This is a genomic window from Arthrobacter sp. Y3225209 (genome assembly GCF_059090685.1).
Genome location: NZ_JBNHFW010000001.1, coordinates 187,233 through 204,403, shown reverse-complemented (window position 1 = coordinate 204,403; position 17,171 = coordinate 187,233). Strand labels below are relative to the sequence as shown.

Genomic DNA, 17,171 nt, shown 5'->3' with positions numbered 1-17,171 from the left:
TTCGACAGGCGTCACCGCACAGCAGAAGTCCCTGGGCAGCAAGAGTCTCAGGGCAGCAAAAGTCTCAGCAGCAAAAGTCTTAGGGCAGCAAAAAAGGTGCCCCGCCGGGGCGGGGCACCTTTTAGTGGAGGATCCGGCGGACTACTTGTCCGGGACCGGAGCCAGGGGCAGGGACGTGGTGGCAGGGCCGGCAGGGCCGGGCTTACCCGCCGTGCCGTCGCCGTCTTCCGGGCTGCCCGGCTCCGCCGTATCCCCGAGCCTGTTCTTCGGTTTGCGTGCGGTGTCTGCGTCGGCGGCGATCTTTTCTTCGTCGCCGGTGTCCCCGGCGGGTGAGGATCCGGCCTTGTCCTGTTCCGCCGGGTCCGTGTCCGCTTCCGCGGCGTCAGGTGCCGTAGTATCCGGTGCTGTCGTTTCGGGTTCCGTGCCATCAGCGCGGGCCGGCAGCGCAATGACCTCGGCCAGGGGTTCATCCGATCCGGCGGTTTTCCCGGCGGAGGTGTCCTCGCCGGGAGCATCCGGGCGGGTGATCGCGGGAGCGGAGTCCGGCGCTATCGGGGCGACCGTTACCTTGGCCTTCCCCTTCGAAACAACGGAGGTTTCGACGCCGGTGGTCCCGGTGGTGGAGGCAGGGCGTTCCGCCGTGGAGGCGGCCGCCGGTGAAGACTCCGATGCAGGGGTTACCGTTCCCTCCGGCCGGGCGACCGAAGCGCGTGCCTCTGCTGCCCGGGCCTGCCCCGAGCGTTTGTCGGCGGCTTCCTGGGCACGCACGTCCTCTTCCAGGGTGCGGAGCATCTCCACGGCTTCGTCCACCATGGCGTCATTCTCCGCGGCAACGCCGCGCACCAGCCACTGGGCCAGGGCAAACTCGGCGGACAGGGCGGCACGGCGGATCAGGTGCGGATCCTCCGGATCCTTGCCGGCTTCGAGATAGGCCTCATGCACGTTCCGGGTGAAGCCGGGATCATTGGCGGCAATCAGCCAGGCGAAGTCGTCAGCCGGGTCGCCGACGCGAAGATCCGTCCAGCCGGTAACGGCACTGACCCGCTCGCCGGTGAGCAGGATGTTGTCTTCATGCAGGTCACCGTGAACCACCGTTGGCTTGAACCGCCAGAGCGAGACATCCTCGAGGGCATGTTCCCAGCGCCGCAGCAGCACGGAGGGGATCTTTCCGGTGGTGGCGGCCTGGTCCAACTCGTTCAGCCGGCGCTGGCGGAATTCATTGGCACTGTAGCTGGGAAGGTCCGCCTTGGTAACCAGGTCGCGGGGGAGGGCATGGACGGCGGCCATGGCCCGTCCGATCTCCGCCGCCACGGACTTTCCGGCAGTCATCAGCTGATCGATACTGCGCGTGGCTCCGGGCAGATGGGAATAAACGAACGTGCACAGCTCGCCCTGACGGACAGTTCCGGCAACATAGGGAAGCGCGAACGGCAGTTCAGCCCGGACCGCCGGCACGAAGGTGCGCAGCACCAGCAGCTCGGTTTCCAGCCGCATGCTGGCTTCGAGGTGCTTGGGGGACCGGACGCGCCACCGGCGCCCGGCATCGTCAACCAGCAGCGCGGCGTCGAAATCCGCGGCGTCGTCGGGGGAACCGGCAACGCCGGTGGGGGTCAGCCCTGGGACGGCAGCGCTGGCCATTGCAGCCAATTCCATGGGGGTCCGTTTCACATCTTCAACCGTATGGGCAGATGTGTCCCGAATAACCATTGTGCGGCGGCGAGTCGCCCAAACCGTGAGGAAAACCTCAAGCCGGGTAGTGCCCTGCGGCCCAACTACAGTTTCGGGGGGAGTAGTCAGTACGGTGGTGGTATGAGTATCCCGGCACCGGCAGCAGAAGTTTCCCCCCTGGGCTTGTTACCGCTGGCCCGGACAGCCGTGGACCGCGGCTCCGCGCGACGCGTCGCCCCTGACCTTTTCGAGAAAATCCGCGGTGCGGCCGGAACCCGGGTTATGTACTTCGCTCAGGGCAGGACGCTCGTCCGGGACTCCGTACTGGTTCTGCAGGAGCCGCCTGAAACCGGTTTCGGCGAGGTACCCGTCTATCTTGGCCGCACGCTGGAGGCAGCGCAGGTGCCGCTGGGGACCGACGTCGTGCTGGTGACACTGGCCGAGCCCGATCCTGCGCTCGCGGTAGACGGCGCAGCCTGGGTAAGCCTTCGTCATGCGGCCACGGAACTCGGTGCCCTGGATGCGGGCCTGTTCGTGGAGGCCGCGGCCATCGCGAACTGGCACGCGGGGCACACCCACTGTCCGCGCTGCGGCGCCGGAACCGTTCCGGAGCAGGGCGGCTGGGTCCGCCGCTGTCCCGAGGACGGCAGCTCGCATTTCCCGCGCACCGACCCGGCCATCATCGTCTCGGTTATCGACGCCCAGGACCGGATCCTGCTCGGTTCCGCGGCAGCCTGGCCCGGCAACCGCTATTCCACGCTCGCCGGTTTCGTGGAACCGGGCGAGTCGCTGGAGGCGGCGGTGATCCGCGAGGTGGAGGAGGAGTCGGGTGTGGTTGTCCACTCCCCGCAGTACCTCGGTTCCCAGCCGTGGCCGTTCCCGTGTTCACTGATGCTCGGGTTTACTGCCCGGGCCGGGGATTCCGTGGCGCAGGCCGACGGCGTGGAGATGTCCGATGTCCGCTGGTTCAGCCGCACCGACCTTGCCGACGCCGTGTCCAGCGGCGAAATTACCATTGCCGGCCCCATCTCCATCGCCCGGAACCTGATCGAGCGCTGGTACGGCGGGCCCATTACCGAACCGGAGGCCAACGCCCGCGCATGAGCAGCGAATCACCCGAAGCACGCATCCTGTCCGGCCTCGACGACGAGCAGCGGGCAGTGGCCACCACCCTAACCGGCCCGCTCTGCGTCCTGGCCGGTGCCGGTACCGGCAAAACCCGTGCCATCACCCACCGGATGGCCTACGGGGTGGCCACAGGCGTCTATAAGCCGCAGCAGGTCCTGGCCGTGACCTTCACGGCGCGGGCGGCGGCGGAAATGCGTACCCGGCTGCGTGACCTCGGCGCCCACGGCGTCCAGGCCAAAACCTTCCACGCCGCAGCGCTCAAGCAGCTGCAGTACTTCTGGCCGCACACTGTTGGCGGAGCCCTGCCGGGGCTGCTGGACCACAAGGCACAAATCATCGCCGAAGCAGCCCGCAGGCTTCGGCTGTCCACGGACCGGGCCGCCATCCGCGACGTGGCCGCGGAAATCGAGTGGGCCAAGGTCTCCATGCTCACCCCTGACAGCTATGTCCGGGCAGCTGCAGACCGGGAGCCCCCGGCAGGGTTTGACCTCACGGCCATTTCACGCATTTTCCAGTCCTATGAGGACGTGAAAGTGGACCGGAACATCATCGATTTCGAGGACGTCCTGCTGATTATGGTGGGCATCCTCCAGGAGGACGAGCGGGTCGCTGCCATGGTGCGGGACCAGTACCGGCACTTCGTGGTGGACGAATACCAGGACGTTTCCCCGCTGCAGCAGCGGCTCCTTGACCTGTGGCTCGGTGCCCGCGACGAGTTGTGCGTGGTGGGCGATTCAAGCCAGACCATTTACTCCTTCACCGGTGCCACGCCCCGGCACCTGCTTGAGTTCACCAAGCGCTTCCCGAACGCCGACGTCGTCAAACTGGTCCGTGACTACCGTTCCACTCCCCAGGTGGTGGGGCTGGCAAACCGGATCCTTGCAGCGCGTACGGCCGAGGGGGAGCGCAACCGGAACGCGCCGTCCTGGCCCACACCGCTGGAGCTCGTGGCACAGCGTCCGGCCGGGCCGGAACCCACCTTCACCGAGTGCGCCGACGACGAGGCAGAGGCCGCGCATGTCGCCTCCTCCATCAAGGCCCTGATAGCTCAGGGAGTCCAGGCCAGCGAAATCGCGGTCCTTTTCCGCACCAACGGACAGTCGCAGGCCTATGAGCAGGCCCTGGCCTCCGCGGGGATCGGCTACCAGCTGCGCGGCGGTGAAAGGTTCTTTGCACGACGCGAGGTCCGCGACGCGGTCCTGCAGCTGCGGGCGGCATCCCGGTCCGTGGGCAACGAACCGGTGCCGCAGCTGGTGCGGGACATCCTGGCCTCGCTCGGCTACACACCGGATGCACCGGCGGGCGGCGGAGCCACCCGGGAACGCTGGGAGTCACTGGCTGCCCTGGTGGCGCTGGCCGAGGAACTGCAGGTAACCCGTACCCGTGACCCGGACAGCATCTTCACCATGCAGGATTTCGTGGCCGAGCTGGAGGAACGGGCGGCAGCGCAGCACGCCCCCCGGGTCCAGGGCGTCACGCTTGCCTCCCTGCACTCCGCCAAGGGCCTGGAATGGGACGCGGTGTACCTGGTGGGGCTCAGCGAAGGACTGATGCCGATCTCCTTTGCCGACACCGCTGAGGCCGTTGATGAGGAACGCCGGCTGCTGTACGTGGGCATCACACGTGCCCGTGAGCATCTGGCACTGTCCTGGTCCACGGCGCGTACGCCGGGCGGCCGTGCCAACCGGAAACCGTCCAGGTTCCTCGACGGGCTGCGTCCGCGCACCGAGCGTGACACTGTCCGGACGGCGGGCCCGGCGAAGCAGCCCCGGCGCAAGGTCACCGGGCCGGCAAAATGCCGCAGTTGCGGGGCGCTGCTCACCACCGGCGCCGAGCGCAAGGTGGGCCGCTGCGGTGACTGCCCGGTGACCTATGAAGAAGCGACCTTTGAGGCTTTGCGGGAGTGGCGCCGGGAAGCGGCGCAGGAGGCCGGAATCCCCGCTTTTGTTGTGTTCACCGATGCGACCCTGGTGGCCATTGCCGAAGACCGCCCGCCGTCATTGAACCGGCTGGCAACGCTGCCCGGCGTCGGTCCGTCGAAGCTGGAGCGCTACGGCGAGGCGGTGCTGCAGGTACTCTCCCAGGGCACCGACTCCTAGGCTGCATGCCCCGGCCGCCCGGCACGGGTTTCGCGGTGCTGCAGCCGGCACCCGCAGGCCGGGTGGTAGTCCAGTTCCTGCAGCCGTGAAAAGCCGTCCGAGGTACGCAGTGACAGGACTGCGGAGAGCAGGGCGGGCTGGTTGATGCCGTCGAGGAAGACCAGGGCCGCCAGGGATGCCGCTCCCGCCGCGAGGGCCGCGCCTGCCGCTTCCTCACCTTCGGGGATGGCACACTCCGCGTTCCCGGCGGGACTCCGGACAGGACCCGCGCCTGAGCGTTGCCTGTCCTGGCCGGCGAGGGCCTCGACCGCCGCGTACCAGCCCGGGTCCGAGTCCGCGCGCCGCCGGTCCAGGCATTCCAGGCACGGCGTTGCTCCCGGCACCAGCAGCGGGCCGACATCCCAGCCGGTTTCGTTGACGGACAGGAGGAGGCTGGGCACGCCGGGCGACGTCCCCGGTTCGCTGCCTCGGGGAACGGCCCCCACAGCCCTCACCGTCACCGCGAGATCCACTGCCCGGGGCTCCGTGCGCTCCCCGCCATCGGTGACCGTCAGCACCTGCTGGGTGGGATCAATCCGGAACAGATGCCGCTTAACCGCTGCAGCCCGGTTCATCCCGATATCCGTCACCGCATAGGCGGTGCCCACATCGGCAGGGGCCACCACGGCAGGATCGCGCAGGAGCAGCCGGCCTACCCCTGCGGTGGCGAGCGTACGGGCCAGCAGTGCCCCGGCGCGGCCGAGACCGTCAATAAAAACCGTTGCCTGCGACCGGCGTCGGACGGGTTCCTCGCCATTGATGCCATAGGCAGCGGAAAGGCGCCGGCCATCGGGAGCCAGGCGTTCGGAACGCAGCGAAGGAACCGGCGGGGCAGAGACCTCATGCGGGACCAGAAGGGGGCGGAGCGCTTCTATCAGTGCTGCTGCCCGCTCTCGGGGCACCCGCAGCGCGGACGCAGCAGCGGCTTCCGTGCCGTCGGGCACCCCGCGGCGAAGCGCTCCCAGGAAGGCAACATCGGCATCCTGGAGATTGCGCAGGAGCAAGGAACCGGAGCCTATCCCCAGCTGCCTGGCCCGCGGCGAAATGTTGAGTACATGGATTCCCGGATTGATGCGCATGGTCTGCTCCCTGCGGTGTGCACGACGCCGCCCCCAGCCGGCCCAACTGCAGACCATGCTGGCACGCGGGCCCGCGGGGCCGGCGGTTATCCACAGGCTGCAGGGCCGTCAGGGCGGGAGGTTAGGCTTGAAACATGCCTTCCCCGTCCCGGACCGCCGACGCCTCGATACCGGCAACCACCACTAGCGGAATCCCCATCCAGGTACGCCGATCCGCCCGCCGCAAGCGCACCGTGAATGCGGTTTTCCGCGACGGTGTGGCATTGGTGTCCATCCCGGCACACTTCTCCGCCGCGCAGGAAGCCGAGTGGGTGCAGCGTATGGTCGCACGGCTCGAACAGCGTGTTTCCACGGAACCCGATGAGGCCGCCAGCGAAAACGACCTGATGCGCCGGGCAGCCGAACTATCCAGCCGCTATCTCTCCGGGCACGCACGGCCTGCATCCGTGCGGTGGGTCAGTAACCAGAACTCCCGCTGGGGATCGGCCACGCCCGGCCAGAGCACCATCCGGCTGTCAGACAAGCTGAAGGGGATGCCGCAATGGGTGGTGGACTACGTGCTGCTCCACGAGCTGGCCCACCTCCTCGTCCCGTCACACGGCCCGGCCTTCTGGCGGCTGCTGGAAAACTATCCGCAGACGGAAACGGCGAAGGCGTTCCTCTCGGGAGCCGCCTTTGCCAGTTCACGCGGACTTAAGGGGGAAATGGGGGAGGACTAGCGCAATGCCCCTGCGGGCGCTGCACCAGTCCTCCATCATTCCGCCCGGTTGACGGCCGGAACAGGTTAGTTGGAACCCGGCTTCCCGGGTTCGTCGGTCCCGTCGGTTCCGTCGCCGGCCCCGCCGTCGTCGTCATTCCGGGATCCGTCCTCAGGAACGGTTCCGTCACCGGCGGTCCCGTCGGTGCTTTCACCGGAAGACGCGTCGGTGGGCTTGTCCGTCTCCTCCGGAGTATCAAAGCCGCCGTCAAGCAGGCGCTTCAGCGCGGCATCGACGTCGGAGTCAGCTGCTTCGATGAGCTGGCGCCGCTTGCCGAAGCCCTTGGGATCATCCAGGTCCTCGGACGTCGGCAGCAGGTCCGGATGCTCCCACACGGCGTCGCGGCCTTCGATTCCGCGTTCTTCGGTCAGGTGCGCCCAGAGGGCTGCGGCATCCCGCAGGCGGCGCGGCCGCAGTTCCAGGCCCACCAGCGAGGCGAAGGTGTGCTCGGCAGGTCCGCCGCTGGCACGGCGCCGGCGGATCATCTCACGCAGCGCGCCCGCGGAAGGAAGATTGGCGGTGGCCGCTGCAGTGACCTCGTCCACCCACCCCTCCACCAGGGCCAGGGCGGTTTCCAGACGTTCCAGTGCAGCTTCCTGCGCCTGGGTCCGCTGCGGCTGGAATACGCCGCCGGATAGCGCCGACTGGATGGATTCCGGATTGGCGGGATCGATGTCGCGGGCCGCTTCCTCGATCTTGGAAATATCAATGTGGATGCCGCGCGCATAGCTCTCGATGGCACCGAAAAGGTGGGCAGTCAGCCAGGGGGCGTGCGCAAACAGGCGGGCATGGGCGGCTTCGCGGACCGCGAGGTACAGGCGGATTTCCGCTTCGGGAACGTCCAGTCCTTCGCCGAAGGCGGCAACATTGGCCGGCAGCAGTGCCATGGTTCCGGACGCCAGCGGCAGCCCGATGTCGGTGGAGCTGACCACTTCCTTGGACAGGGCGCCTACCGCCTGGCCGAGCTGCATGCCGAACATTGCACCGCCCATGTTGGCGAGCATCGAGGAGGCTCCGCCCATCATGGACTTCATTTCCTCCGGCATCTGGGTGGTGATGGCGTTGGAGAGTGCTTCGGAGATGCTTACGGCCACGGGCTCCGTGAGCCGGCGCCAGGAATCCATGGTGGCTTCAACCCACTCCGCGCGGGACCATGCCCGGCCGAGGGTGGACGTGGCGGCGAAGTCGGTAACCGGATCGAGCCAGAGGCCGGCCAGGTGCAGGGCCTCGTCGACCTCACGGGCAGCCGTGGGGCCGGTGGAGGGGTCGCTCCCGGTGGCGGCCACCCGCCTGGCATTGTCCTTGGCCAGCTGCCAGTTCACCGGACCGTCAGAGGATGCACTGAACATGGCCTGGACCTGCTGGAAGATCATGGCCATGGCATTGGGATCGGAGGGCAGGCCTGCGGCTTTGGCAAGTTCAGCGGGATCCATGCCGCCGGCGCCGCCGCCGCCGAACAGGCGTGCAAGCATCTCGGACAGGGGATCCTGCGGGTTGTCCCCTCGGTCGGATGGGTTGGAGCTCATGGGATACCACCGGTCCTGTGGAAGAAGATAGTGCCTTACGGTGCCCGGCGCTGCCGGACATGTTCCCTTTACGTTACCGGCAGTGCCTAATGTGTGTCCTGTACGACGCTGATCGTTCGCTGTAGGCAAAGCCGGGGCTGCGCACCTGCGCGCCTGCACGCACCTGCGCGGCGTAGGCTTGCAGGGTTGGCCGCCGGACCACGGCGCCGGGAACATGCCGTACGAGCGCAGGAAAAGGTTGGTCAGTTGCGCCCCTCTCATGACGACAGCAGTGCCCCCTATGGCAAAAGCGGTGCCGCAGGGAACGCCGGACCCGGCGACGGGCGCCCCGGCATGCCGGTTCCCGCCCCGCAGCCGGACGGCAGCTACTCCGTCTACCCGTACCAGGGGCTGGGGCAGGGACAGCCTGCTCCGGGCCGGCGTACGCCGCGCGCACGGGCAATGCTTGTCTCCGGTGCGCTGGCACTCCTGCTGGGCGCAGCGGCCGTACTGCTGCCGGCACAATACGTAGTGGAATCCCCGGGCCCCACGTTCAATACGCTGGGCAGCGCCGGGGACAAGGACATCATCGAAATCGAGGGGCGCACCAGCTACCCGGCCGACGGCGAACTGGACCTGACCACGGTGTACGTGTCCGGCGGTCCCAGCACCAACATCAGCATTTTCCAGGCCGTGGGCGGCTGGCTGAACCCTGACGACGTGGTGTACCCCACCGAGTTCCTCTACGCCCCGGGAACCACCAGCGACGAGGTGGACGAGCAAAACGCCGCCGCCATGACCTCATCCCAGGAAGCCGCGGTCGCCGCTGCCCTGACGGAGCTCGAGATTCCGTACACGCAGGAACTCACCGTCGCTGCCGTGGTGGAAGGCTCGGCGGCGGAAGGCCTGCTGCAGCCCGGGGACACCGTGCTGGCGGTGGGGGACACCCGGATAGACGGCATCGAGACCCTGCGCAACGCGCTGAACGACGTCGGCGGCTCGCCCACGGAGGTCACCGTTCGCCGTGACGGCGCGGAGGAGGTGGAGACCGTGACGCCCGCGCCAAACGATGCAGGTACCTACCAGCTGGGCATTGAGCTGGCGACCACCTTCGATTTCCCCTTTGACGTCGAAATCGGCCAGGGCATGGAACGGGTGGGCGGACCGTCGGCGGGAATGATGTTCGCGCTGGGGATCATCGACCGCCTCACCCCGGAGCAGCTCACCGAAGGAAAGCACTTTGCCGGCACCGGAACCATCGACGCCGCCGGGAATGTGGGACCGATCGGCGGCATCCGGCAGAAACTCATCGGCGCCTCGGACGCCGGAGCCGAATTCTTCCTGGCACCGGCCGCGAACTGCGCCGAGGTTGCAGGCCACGTGCCCGAGGGCCTGGGCGTTGTCCGTGTTTCCACCCTCGAAGAGGCGCTGGACGCGGTGCAGAAACTGGCTGCCGGCGGCAGTGCAGCGGATCTGCCGCAGTGCACCTCATAGCCGGGCAGCGGTCGCAGGCACTGGCAGGTGCGGCCGTGCCTCGTTACGATCGGGACAAGGTTCTCTCCGGCTCCCTGGAGAAGTAGCAGCGGGAGAGCATTCCAAGGCAGAATGGTCTACGGACGGCTTCCGGGCCATCCGGCGGGGACATGTATGCGACGGGGCACCGCCCCCGGCAGCAAGTCCCTCCGGTGCGGCCGGCAATGCCGCGAGCCGACGCACCGAACGATGAGGTAACTGTGACTTCCGGACCAAACGGCCCATTTTCCCGACCCGGCACGGCCACGTCCAGCGGAAGGCGACGGCGGCGCAGCCCGCTGATTGCCACGCTGATTGTGGTTGCCGTGCTCGTCATTGGCTTTGTGTATTTCTCGCAGGTCTATGCAGATATCCTCTGGTATAACCAGCTGGGTTATCTGGAAGTCTTCTTCAAGGAGAACCTGACCCGGATCTGCATGTTCCTGGCAGCCTTCCTGGTGATGGCCGCTGGTGTTTTCGCCAGTATCCGGGTCGCCTACGTCTCGCGGCCCATCTACGCCCCGGACAGTGCGCTCCAGGACAACCTCAACCGGTACCAGGCCCAGCTGGAGCCCATCCGTAAACTGCTGATGATCGGCATCCCGATTGTTGTGGGCGGTTTCGCGGGCACCGCGGCCATGTCCATGTGGCAGCAGACACTGCTGTTCTTCAACCGGCGGGACTTCGGCAAGACCGACCCCGAGTTCAACATGGACTACAGCTTCTACCTGAACACGCTGCCGTTCATTGGTTTCCTTGTCGGCTTCCTCATCAGCGTCGTCGTGATTGCCGGCATTGCCGGACTGCTGACGCATTACCTCTACGGCGGTATCCGCCTCGAGGAGAAGGGCGTGTTCGTTAGCCGGCCCGCGCGTATTCATCTGGCCGTCGTGGCCGCAGCCTTCCTCATCCTGCAGGGCATCAACTTCTGGCTTGACCGCTATGACACGCTGCTGAGCACCTCCGGAACCTGGACCGGTGCCCTGTACACCGATGTCGAGGCCGTGATCCCCACCAAGGCCATCCTGGCCGTGGCATCGGTCATTGTCGCTGTCCTCTTTATCCTTTCCGCCGTCATCGGGCGGTGGCGCCTGCCCATCATCGGTACCGCCATGCTGATCATCACGGCCATCGTGGCCGGCGGCGTTTACCCCTGGATTGTCCAGCGCTACCAGGTCCAGCCGTCGGAGCTGAGCCTGGAACGCGAATACATCCAGCGCAACATCGATATGACGCGTGAGGCCTACGGACTGTCGGACACCGAGGTCATCCCGTATGACGCCACGGTGAACGCCAATGCCGGCGCCCTGGCCCAGGATGCGGGCACCACCACCAACATCCGCCTGCTGGACCCGAATGTCGTCTCCGACGCGTTCAGCCAGCTGCAGCAGTTCCGCCAGTACTACCAGTTCCCGCAGACACTGAACGTGGACCGCTACGAGATCGACGGCGAAGTCCAGGACACGGTGATCGCGGTCCGTGAGCTGAACGTCGGCGGCGTGCCCTCGGGCTGGGTGAACGAGCACATCCTCTACACCCACGGCTATGGCGTGGTCGCCGCACGCGGCTCCACGGTTGAGGCGGACGGCAAGCCCAGCTTCATGGAGTCCGGGATCCCCTCCACCGGTGTGCTCACCGAAGGCGGATCCTACGAGCCGCGCATCTACTTCGGCGAGAACTCACCGCAGTACTCTGTGGTCGGCGCGCCGGAAGGCACCCCGCCAGTGGAAATCGACCGTCCGCAGACCGGCAACTCGGAGGAGGAGTCGCAGACCACCTTCAGCGGCAACGGCGGCCCCAGCGTGGGCAACCTCTTCAACCAGCTGGTGTACGCGATTAAGTTCCAGTCCACCGAGCTGCTGCTTGCGGATGCCATCAATGAGGAATCCCAGATCCTGTATGACCGTGACCCCACCGAGCGTGTGGAAAAGGTAGCACCGTACCTGACCGTTGACGGCAACGCGTACCCGGCCATTGTCGACGGCCGCGTGAAGTGGATCGTGGACGGTTACACCACCAGCAAGTACTTCCCGTACTCCACCCAGCAGGAGCTGCAGGACGCCACCACCGACTCGCTGACTCCGGGAGCGGCAGCCCTGCCGCAGGAACAGGTCAACTACATCCGCAACGCGGTCAAGGCCACCGTTGACGCGTACGACGGTTCCGTCACGCTGTATGCCTGGGATGACGAGGATCCGCTGCTGAAGTCCTGGCAGGCGGTATTCCCGTCCACCCTGAAGCCCTACAGTGAGATGTCTGCCGATCTGATGGCACATGTCCGCTACCCGGAGGACCAGTTCAAGGTCCAGCGCGAACTGCTGGGCAAGTATCACGTGACTGACCCGGACTCGTTCTACAAGAACGACGACGCGTGGAGCGTTCCCAGCGATCCCACCGGCGGCAACGGCAACGTCAAGCAGCCTCCGTACTACCTCTCCCTGCAGATGCCGGGACAGGACGAGGCCACGTTCTCGCTGACCACACCGTTCATCCCGTTCGTGACGGAGAACGGCGAGGCCCGCAACGTGCTGTACGGCTTCCTCTCCGCAGATGCGGATGCCGGCACCGGCGAGGATGGCGTGAAGGGCGATGGTTACGGCAAGCTGCGGCTCCTGGCCCTGCCCACGGACACTGCTGTGCCAGGCCCCGGCCAGGCACAGAACACCTTCAACTCCGACCCCACGGTGTCCAACGCCCTGAACCTGCTGCGCCAGGGTGCATCTGAAGTCATCAACGGCAACCTGCTGACCCTGCCGGTCGGCGACGGCATCCTGTATGTCCAGCCGGTGTACGTCCAGTCTTCGGGCGCCTCCTCCTACCCGACGCTGCAGCGGGTGCTGGTCAACTTCGGCGAGAAGGTCGGATTCGCTCCGACGCTCGACGAAGCACTGAACCAGATCTTTGGCGGCGACTCCGGTGCGGAAACCGGCGACACCGGGAACGTCGGCGCTACCCCGGAAACCCCGGGCGCCGGCGGAGACGCAACGGCTCAGTCCGAGCTGGCTACAGCCCTCGCGGATGCAGGCAAGGCGATCCAGGACGGGCAGGCTGCCCTTGGACGCGGTGACTTCGCCGCCTACGGGGAAACGCAGAACCAGCTCAAGGACGCCATTGCACGGGCCACCGCTGCGCAGGAACAGCTGGACAGTGCGGCAGGCGACACCGCCGGCGACGCTGCTACGGCTGAACCCAGCGACGCTGCCACCGATTCGGCTGACGGTGAGGGCGGCGACTAGGCGCGTGAAATGATCCCGGTTTGCGCCGGGTCCCCGCGGCGGGTAGAGTTGAGTATCACGCCGCGGGGTGGAGCAGTTCGGTAGCTCGCTGGGCTCATAACCCAGAGGTCGCAAGTTCAAATCTTGCCCCCGCAACCAAGGAAAGTCCCCCGAGGATCCGCAAGGAACCTCGGGGGACTTTTGTTTGCCCTTGCTTGCCCTTACTTGCCTGGTCTCAGGCCCCGCCGGGTCCCGGGAACGGTTACGGGGATCCGGACGCATGGAGGCGCCCGAACAGTTTCCGTACGGCACGGCCCGTTGCCGGTGGGCGAACTACACTTCCCCCATGGGCGATACCCCCGCAGCACGCGATCCGGACCGCGGTGAAACCCTGCTGCAGAAACTGGACCGCAACTGGACGGACCTGCTGCAGGAACTGCGGGTCCTGCAGACCGGTATCCAGATTTTGACCGGCTTCCTGCTAACCCTGCCGTTCCAGCAACGTTTTGCCGAACTAACCCGGGTCCAAGTGGGCATCTACCTGTGTCTGGTCGTGCTGTCGGTACTGGTCACCGCGGTACTGATGTCTACGGTGGTCATGCACCGGACCTTCTTCCGGCAGGGGATTAAACGGGATCTGGTCCGGAGTTCGGACGTCCTGCTGCGCGCCACCCTGGTGCTGGTCGGCCTCATCCTGATCGGCACCATCGGGCTGATTTTCGACATTGTGCTTTCCGGCATGGCAGGAGCCGTGGCGGCGCTGGCGATGGGTGCAGCAGTGGGGCTGCTGTGGCTGCTCCTGCCGCTACGCCTGCGCCGCCGGGCACTTCGCAACCGCAACCGCAATCACAGCCGCCAGTCAGCCATCCGCAGACAGCCGAAGGGCGGGCACCCCCAGCGGGGTGCCCGCCCTTCGGACGGCGGCGGAGGGAACGGTCGGAGTTAGTCCTCGATAGCGGACTGCTTGCCGCCGGAGGCGGACTTCAACGCAGCGAGGCGCGCTTCGACCTCGGTCTGCTCGCCGAGGTCCTCGAGGCTTTCGAACTGGGCGTCCAGGCTGGAGGACGCCAGCTCGTTGGCGCCGCGCACACGGGCTTCCTCACGGCGTATTTTCTCCTCGAAACGGCCCACCTCGGACGTTGAATCCATCACGTCGATGCTCTTCATGGCATCATGCATCTGGGTCTGGGCAGCGGCATTGCGGGACCGGGCAACCAGCTCGTCCCGCTTGCTGGTGAGCTGATCCAGCTTGCCCTTCATCTGGTTCAGGCCGGTCTTCAGGCGCTCAACGATCTCTTCCTGGGAGGCAATGGTCGGCTGGGCGCCCTTGGCCTCGTTTTCGGAGGCGATCTGGCGCTGGATGGCTACCTTGGCCAGGTTGTCGAACTTCTCAGCGTCGACGGCGTTGCCCGCGGCGCGGAACTCGTCGGCCTTGCGGGAGGCGGCCAGAGCCTTGTTGCCCCAGTTCTGCGCGTTCTGGATGTCCTCGTTGTAGTCGTCCTGGAGCATGCGCAGGTTGCCGATGGTCTGTGCGACGGCGCTTTCAGCCTCGGCAATGTTGTTGCTGTAATCCCGCACCATCTGGTCGAGCATCTTCTGCGGGTCCTCGGCCTGATCGAGGATGGCATTGATATTGGCCTTCGCCAACTGGGTGATACGTCCGAAAATCGACTGCTTAACCACGATGTCTGCCTTTCAATCTGCTGTGTGTAAGTACTGCCCCGCACCGGCCATGAGACCCGTACGGTACATCTTGGTGCCCTTCCCGCGCATCCGCCCGGGTGGATCAGAAGTTGCCTCCCGAGGATCCGAAACCGCCGCCGCCTCCGCCGAAACCGCCGCCTCCGCCGAAGCCGCCGAAACCGCCGCCGCCCCAGCCTCCGCCGTGGGAGCCGCCGCGGAGGATGGAATCAATCAGGATGCCGCCCAGGATGGCACCGCCCATCCCGTTCCCGCGTCCGCCGCCGAAGCCTCCGCCGAATCCGCCGCCACCGAAACCGTCGACATCCTGCTGGGCCATGTCAGCGGCCTGTGCTGCCAGGGCGTTGGCCTGCTGGGCATAGGCCAGGGCACTGACCGGATCGGAGGACTGCATGGCGACAGCCTGCTGCAGGTTGCGCTCGGCCTCAGCCAGGCGGGTGCGTGCCTCACTGCCCACTCCGCCGCGGCGCGCCCTGATGTAGTCAGAGGTGCCGGAGATCTGGGCCTGGGCGGCCATGATGGCGTGCTGGAGGGAGTCCCTTGCCCGGCGCTCCTGCTCCTGCCGGTCGCGGATGCCTTCCAGCGCCGTGTCGAGCTGGGTGTTCGCGGTTTCCAGCCGGCGGAGCAGCTCCACCGGATCATACGGGCCGGACTGCATTGCCTGCTCCACCTCCTCCAGGGCTGCCCGCACGCCGGCCACGGGGCCGGCGAGGCCGGGGGAGGCCCCGGACGCGGAGAATGCATCTGCCTGGGCGAGATCCTGCCGGGCATCGGCCACGGCCCGCTGCAGCTCAGTACGTGCTGCATCCAGCTCCCGGGACCGCTTGTCGATCGCGTCCAGCAGCACATTGGCCTGATGGACGGACTCTTCGGCAGCGCGGACCAGCACCACCGCACCGGAGGTGTCCTGTTCAGCGAGCTTTTCCTCGGCCTCTGCGGCGGTATTGGTGACGAAGGCGAGGCGTTCATTGGCCTGGTCGATGTTGTCACTGACCTGCTGTACCGCCGTCGCCGCGTAGCGCGAGCGCAGCGCGTCCAGAGCGGCGGCGGCAGCACTGAGCCGCGCGGATGCCTGTCCGGCTGACTCGCGGGCGGAAGCCAGCGCGGCCGGCGCGTTCTTCTCCAGTTCCCGCAGGGCATCGAAGTCCTCTTTATGCGCCTGCAGGGACTCGTTGACCGCTTCGCACCGGCGAATGATTTCCTTCAGCCAGCTCCGCTGCTGTGCTTCGGTGTCGGGGATGTGGTCATCCAGCTGCTGCTGCAGCTTAAAGGACTCGCCCATATGGTTCCGGGCAGCGGCCAGATCCTCCGAGAAGGTCGCGACGGCATCCTCGCCGTAGGCGGCCATGGCAAAGCCCAGTTCCTGCTCGCTGGACTTGATGGCATCGTCTGCGGCAACCAACAGGCTTCCTGCCCGTTTCCGCAGGTCGGGAACGCTCATGGTGTCCAGCGGGTCCACCGGTGCGGCGGGTCCCTGGCGCCGGCCCGGTTCCAGGGTCCCGGCGTTCTTCTTCCGGCGGTTACGCATCAGCAGGGCAGTGCCCACACCGCCGGCCACCACCAGGCCGCCTACCACCAACGGGGCAATGCCCGAGCCGGAACCGGAGGCCGCAACGTCCCCGTCTCCTCCGCCGGCGATGTCCTCCAGCGATTCTGCCGCGGCCACTGCCGAATCCGCCCATTGGGAGGACGTAATGTTCTGTGAACCCAACAGGGGATCGGTGGCGGCCGCCAGGATGGCATTCCGCCGCTCCTGGTTCAGGACGCTCTGGTCGCCGGTGGAAACCTGGATCTTCCGGTCCGTTGTGGCAATGCTGAGCAGGGCTTCCCTGGCTCCCATGCCCTTGCTCTCCACTACATCCCGGGACCAGGCGACGGGATCTGTCGGGCTGGTAAAGGAGTCCACGTAAACCACGTACAGGGTGTACCCGGTGCTGTCCTGTACATCGGCAATTGCCTGCTTCACCTCTGCGGCGTTGCTCCCCAGCACATCGGCGGGATCCACAACGTATTCTCCCGGCGGGATGGTCACGGGGGATTCCGCCGGAACAGCGGGGGCAGCGGGCAATGATCCGTGCATCGCCAGGGGAGGAACGGTATGCGCCGGTGCCGTGCCGGCGAAAGCCGCCGCCGGAGGCATGACCGCCAGAGCACCCAGGCCTAGAATGGCTGCCAACCTGTACCGTGACCGCATAAATAATCCTTTGGTTGCATCTCGCCCCGGGTTCAGGTCCCAGCAATCGTTGGTACCGATTCTAGGGGCCGCCCTATGCGGCGTCCACCACGTCCGGGCCCCGCCCCTGTCTCCGGACGGTGGCCGCACCCCTGTCTGACCTGCCCGTTTACCGTCCGGAGGTCGAACCTGCTGTCTATCGGACATTCGGGGTTTTCACAGCCGATGTTCAGCATCCATCCTCATATGTCCCAGCAAGCGCTGTCATAGTAGGTACAGAACGTTGTGGCTACA

The 17,171-nt window shown here is 66.6% G+C and carries 11 protein-coding genes and 1 tRNA gene; 7 read left to right on the top strand and 5 right to left on the bottom strand.

Annotated elements, in window-relative coordinates; all coding sequences use genetic code 11:
* Nucleotides 1–141 precede the first annotated feature (141 nt).
* Nucleotides 142–1,653 carry a phosphotransferase gene (locus tag AC5RVB_RS00905; RefSeq protein WP_341482218.1) on the bottom strand — a complete coding sequence of 504 codons (1,512 nt, stop codon included), beginning with the start codon at nucleotides 1,651–1,653 and terminating at the stop codon, nucleotides 142–144.
* 156 nt (nucleotides 1,654–1,809) lie between these two features.
* Here AC5RVB_RS00905 and nudC point away from each other — a divergent pair, with 156 nt between their 5' ends.
* Together nudC and AC5RVB_RS00895 are read left to right on the top strand one after the other, a co-directional pair.
* Nucleotides 1,810–2,772 carry an NAD(+) diphosphatase gene (gene nudC / locus AC5RVB_RS00900; protein ID WP_227903567.1) on the top strand — a complete coding sequence of 321 codons (963 nt, stop codon included), beginning with the start codon at nucleotides 1,810–1,812 and terminating at the stop codon, nucleotides 2,770–2,772.
* A complete protein-coding gene (locus tag AC5RVB_RS00895) occupies nucleotides 2,769–4,895 on the top strand; it encodes an ATP-dependent DNA helicase UvrD2 (protein ID WP_290244544.1) in 2,127 nt (708 codons plus the stop codon). The genes nudC and AC5RVB_RS00895 overlap by 4 nt, the downstream gene beginning before the upstream one ends.
* On the opposite strand, the gene AC5RVB_RS00890 is transcribed toward AC5RVB_RS00895, so the two are convergent.
* The gene (locus AC5RVB_RS00890) at nucleotides 4,892–6,013 is read right to left on the bottom strand and encodes a ThiF family adenylyltransferase (RefSeq protein ID WP_227903563.1); all 1,122 of its coding nucleotides are present in this window, start codon (nucleotides 6,011–6,013) and stop codon (nucleotides 4,892–4,894) included. The genes AC5RVB_RS00895 and AC5RVB_RS00890 overlap by 4 nt on opposite strands.
* Nucleotides 6,014–6,147: 134 nt before the next feature.
* On the opposite strand from AC5RVB_RS00890, the gene AC5RVB_RS00885 reads away from it, so the two are divergent.
* A complete protein-coding gene (locus tag AC5RVB_RS00885) occupies nucleotides 6,148–6,732 on the top strand; it encodes a M48 metallopeptidase family protein (protein WP_494141739.1) in 585 nt (194 codons plus the stop codon).
* Nucleotides 6,733–6,797: 65 nt separating this feature from the next.
* Here AC5RVB_RS00885 and AC5RVB_RS00880 read toward each other — a convergent pair whose 3' ends face one another.
* Nucleotides 6,798–8,297: a zinc-dependent metalloprotease gene (locus tag AC5RVB_RS00880; protein WP_494141738.1), complete on the bottom strand. Its 1,500-nt coding sequence runs from the start codon at nucleotides 8,295–8,297 to the stop codon at nucleotides 6,798–6,800.
* Nucleotides 8,298–8,543: 246 nt separating this feature from the next.
* Here AC5RVB_RS00880 and AC5RVB_RS00875 point away from each other — a divergent pair, with 246 nt between their 5' ends.
* From AC5RVB_RS00875 to AC5RVB_RS00860, 4 genes are all read left to right on the top strand, one after another.
* A complete protein-coding gene (locus tag AC5RVB_RS00875; RefSeq protein ID WP_494141737.1) occupies nucleotides 8,544–9,770 on the top strand; it encodes a YlbL family protein in 1,227 nt (408 codons plus the stop codon).
* 203 nt (nucleotides 9,771–9,973) lie between these two features.
* On the top strand, nucleotides 9,974–13,024 hold the full coding sequence (locus AC5RVB_RS00870; RefSeq protein WP_494141736.1) for a UPF0182 family membrane protein: 3,051 nt from the start codon (nucleotides 9,974–9,976) through the stop codon (nucleotides 13,022–13,024).
* Nucleotides 13,025–13,085: 61 nt separating this feature from the next.
* A tRNA-Met gene (locus AC5RVB_RS00865) sits at nucleotides 13,086–13,162 on the top strand.
* Between the two features lie 187 nt (nucleotides 13,163–13,349).
* A complete protein-coding gene (locus AC5RVB_RS00860) occupies nucleotides 13,350–13,949 on the top strand; it encodes a DUF6328 family protein (protein ID WP_494141735.1) in 600 nt (199 codons plus the stop codon).
* On the opposite strand, the gene AC5RVB_RS00855 is transcribed toward AC5RVB_RS00860, so the two are convergent.
* Both AC5RVB_RS00855 and AC5RVB_RS00850 read right to left on the bottom strand, forming a co-directional pair.
* On the bottom strand, nucleotides 13,946–14,686 hold the full coding sequence (locus AC5RVB_RS00855; protein ID WP_227903552.1) for a PspA/IM30 family protein: 741 nt from the start codon (nucleotides 14,684–14,686) through the stop codon (nucleotides 13,946–13,948). The genes AC5RVB_RS00860 and AC5RVB_RS00855 overlap by 4 nt on opposite strands.
* Before the next feature lie 103 nt (nucleotides 14,687–14,789).
* Nucleotides 14,790–16,898, bottom strand: coding sequence for a TPM domain-containing protein (locus tag AC5RVB_RS00850; protein WP_494141734.1), 2,109 nt, complete (start codon nucleotides 16,896–16,898; stop codon nucleotides 14,790–14,792).
* Nucleotides 16,899–17,171 lie beyond the last annotated feature (273 nt).

What these genes read in the sequence shown, in the direction of transcription:
- AC5RVB_RS00850 (WP_494141734.1), bottom strand. Translation starts at nt 16,898, where the DNA reads ATGCGGTCACGGTACAGGTTGGCAGCCATTCTAGGCCTGGGTGCTCTG.
- AC5RVB_RS00880 (WP_494141738.1), bottom strand. Translation starts at nt 8,297, where the DNA reads ATGAGCTCCAACCCATCCGACCGAGGGGACAACCCGCAGGATCCCCTG.
- AC5RVB_RS00895 (WP_290244544.1), top strand. Translation starts at nt 2,769, where the DNA reads ATGAGCAGCGAATCACCCGAAGCACGCATCCTGTCCGGCCTCGACGAC.
- AC5RVB_RS00890 (WP_227903563.1), bottom strand. Translation starts at nt 6,013, where the DNA reads ATGCGCATCAATCCGGGAATCCATGTACTCAACATTTCGCCGCGGGCC.
- nudC (WP_227903567.1), top strand. Translation starts at nt 1,810, where the DNA reads ATGAGTATCCCGGCACCGGCAGCAGAAGTTTCCCCCCTGGGCTTGTTA.
- AC5RVB_RS00870 (WP_494141736.1), top strand. Translation starts at nt 9,974, where the DNA reads ATGCCGCGAGCCGACGCACCGAACGATGAGGTAACTGTGACTTCCGGA.
- AC5RVB_RS00905 (WP_341482218.1), bottom strand. Translation starts at nt 1,653, where the DNA reads ATGGAATTGGCTGCAATGGCCAGCGCTGCCGTCCCAGGGCTGACCCCC.
- AC5RVB_RS00885 (WP_494141739.1), top strand. Translation starts at nt 6,148, where the DNA reads ATGCCTTCCCCGTCCCGGACCGCCGACGCCTCGATACCGGCAACCACC.
- AC5RVB_RS00860 (WP_494141735.1), top strand. Translation starts at nt 13,350, where the DNA reads ATGGGCGATACCCCCGCAGCACGCGATCCGGACCGCGGTGAAACCCTG.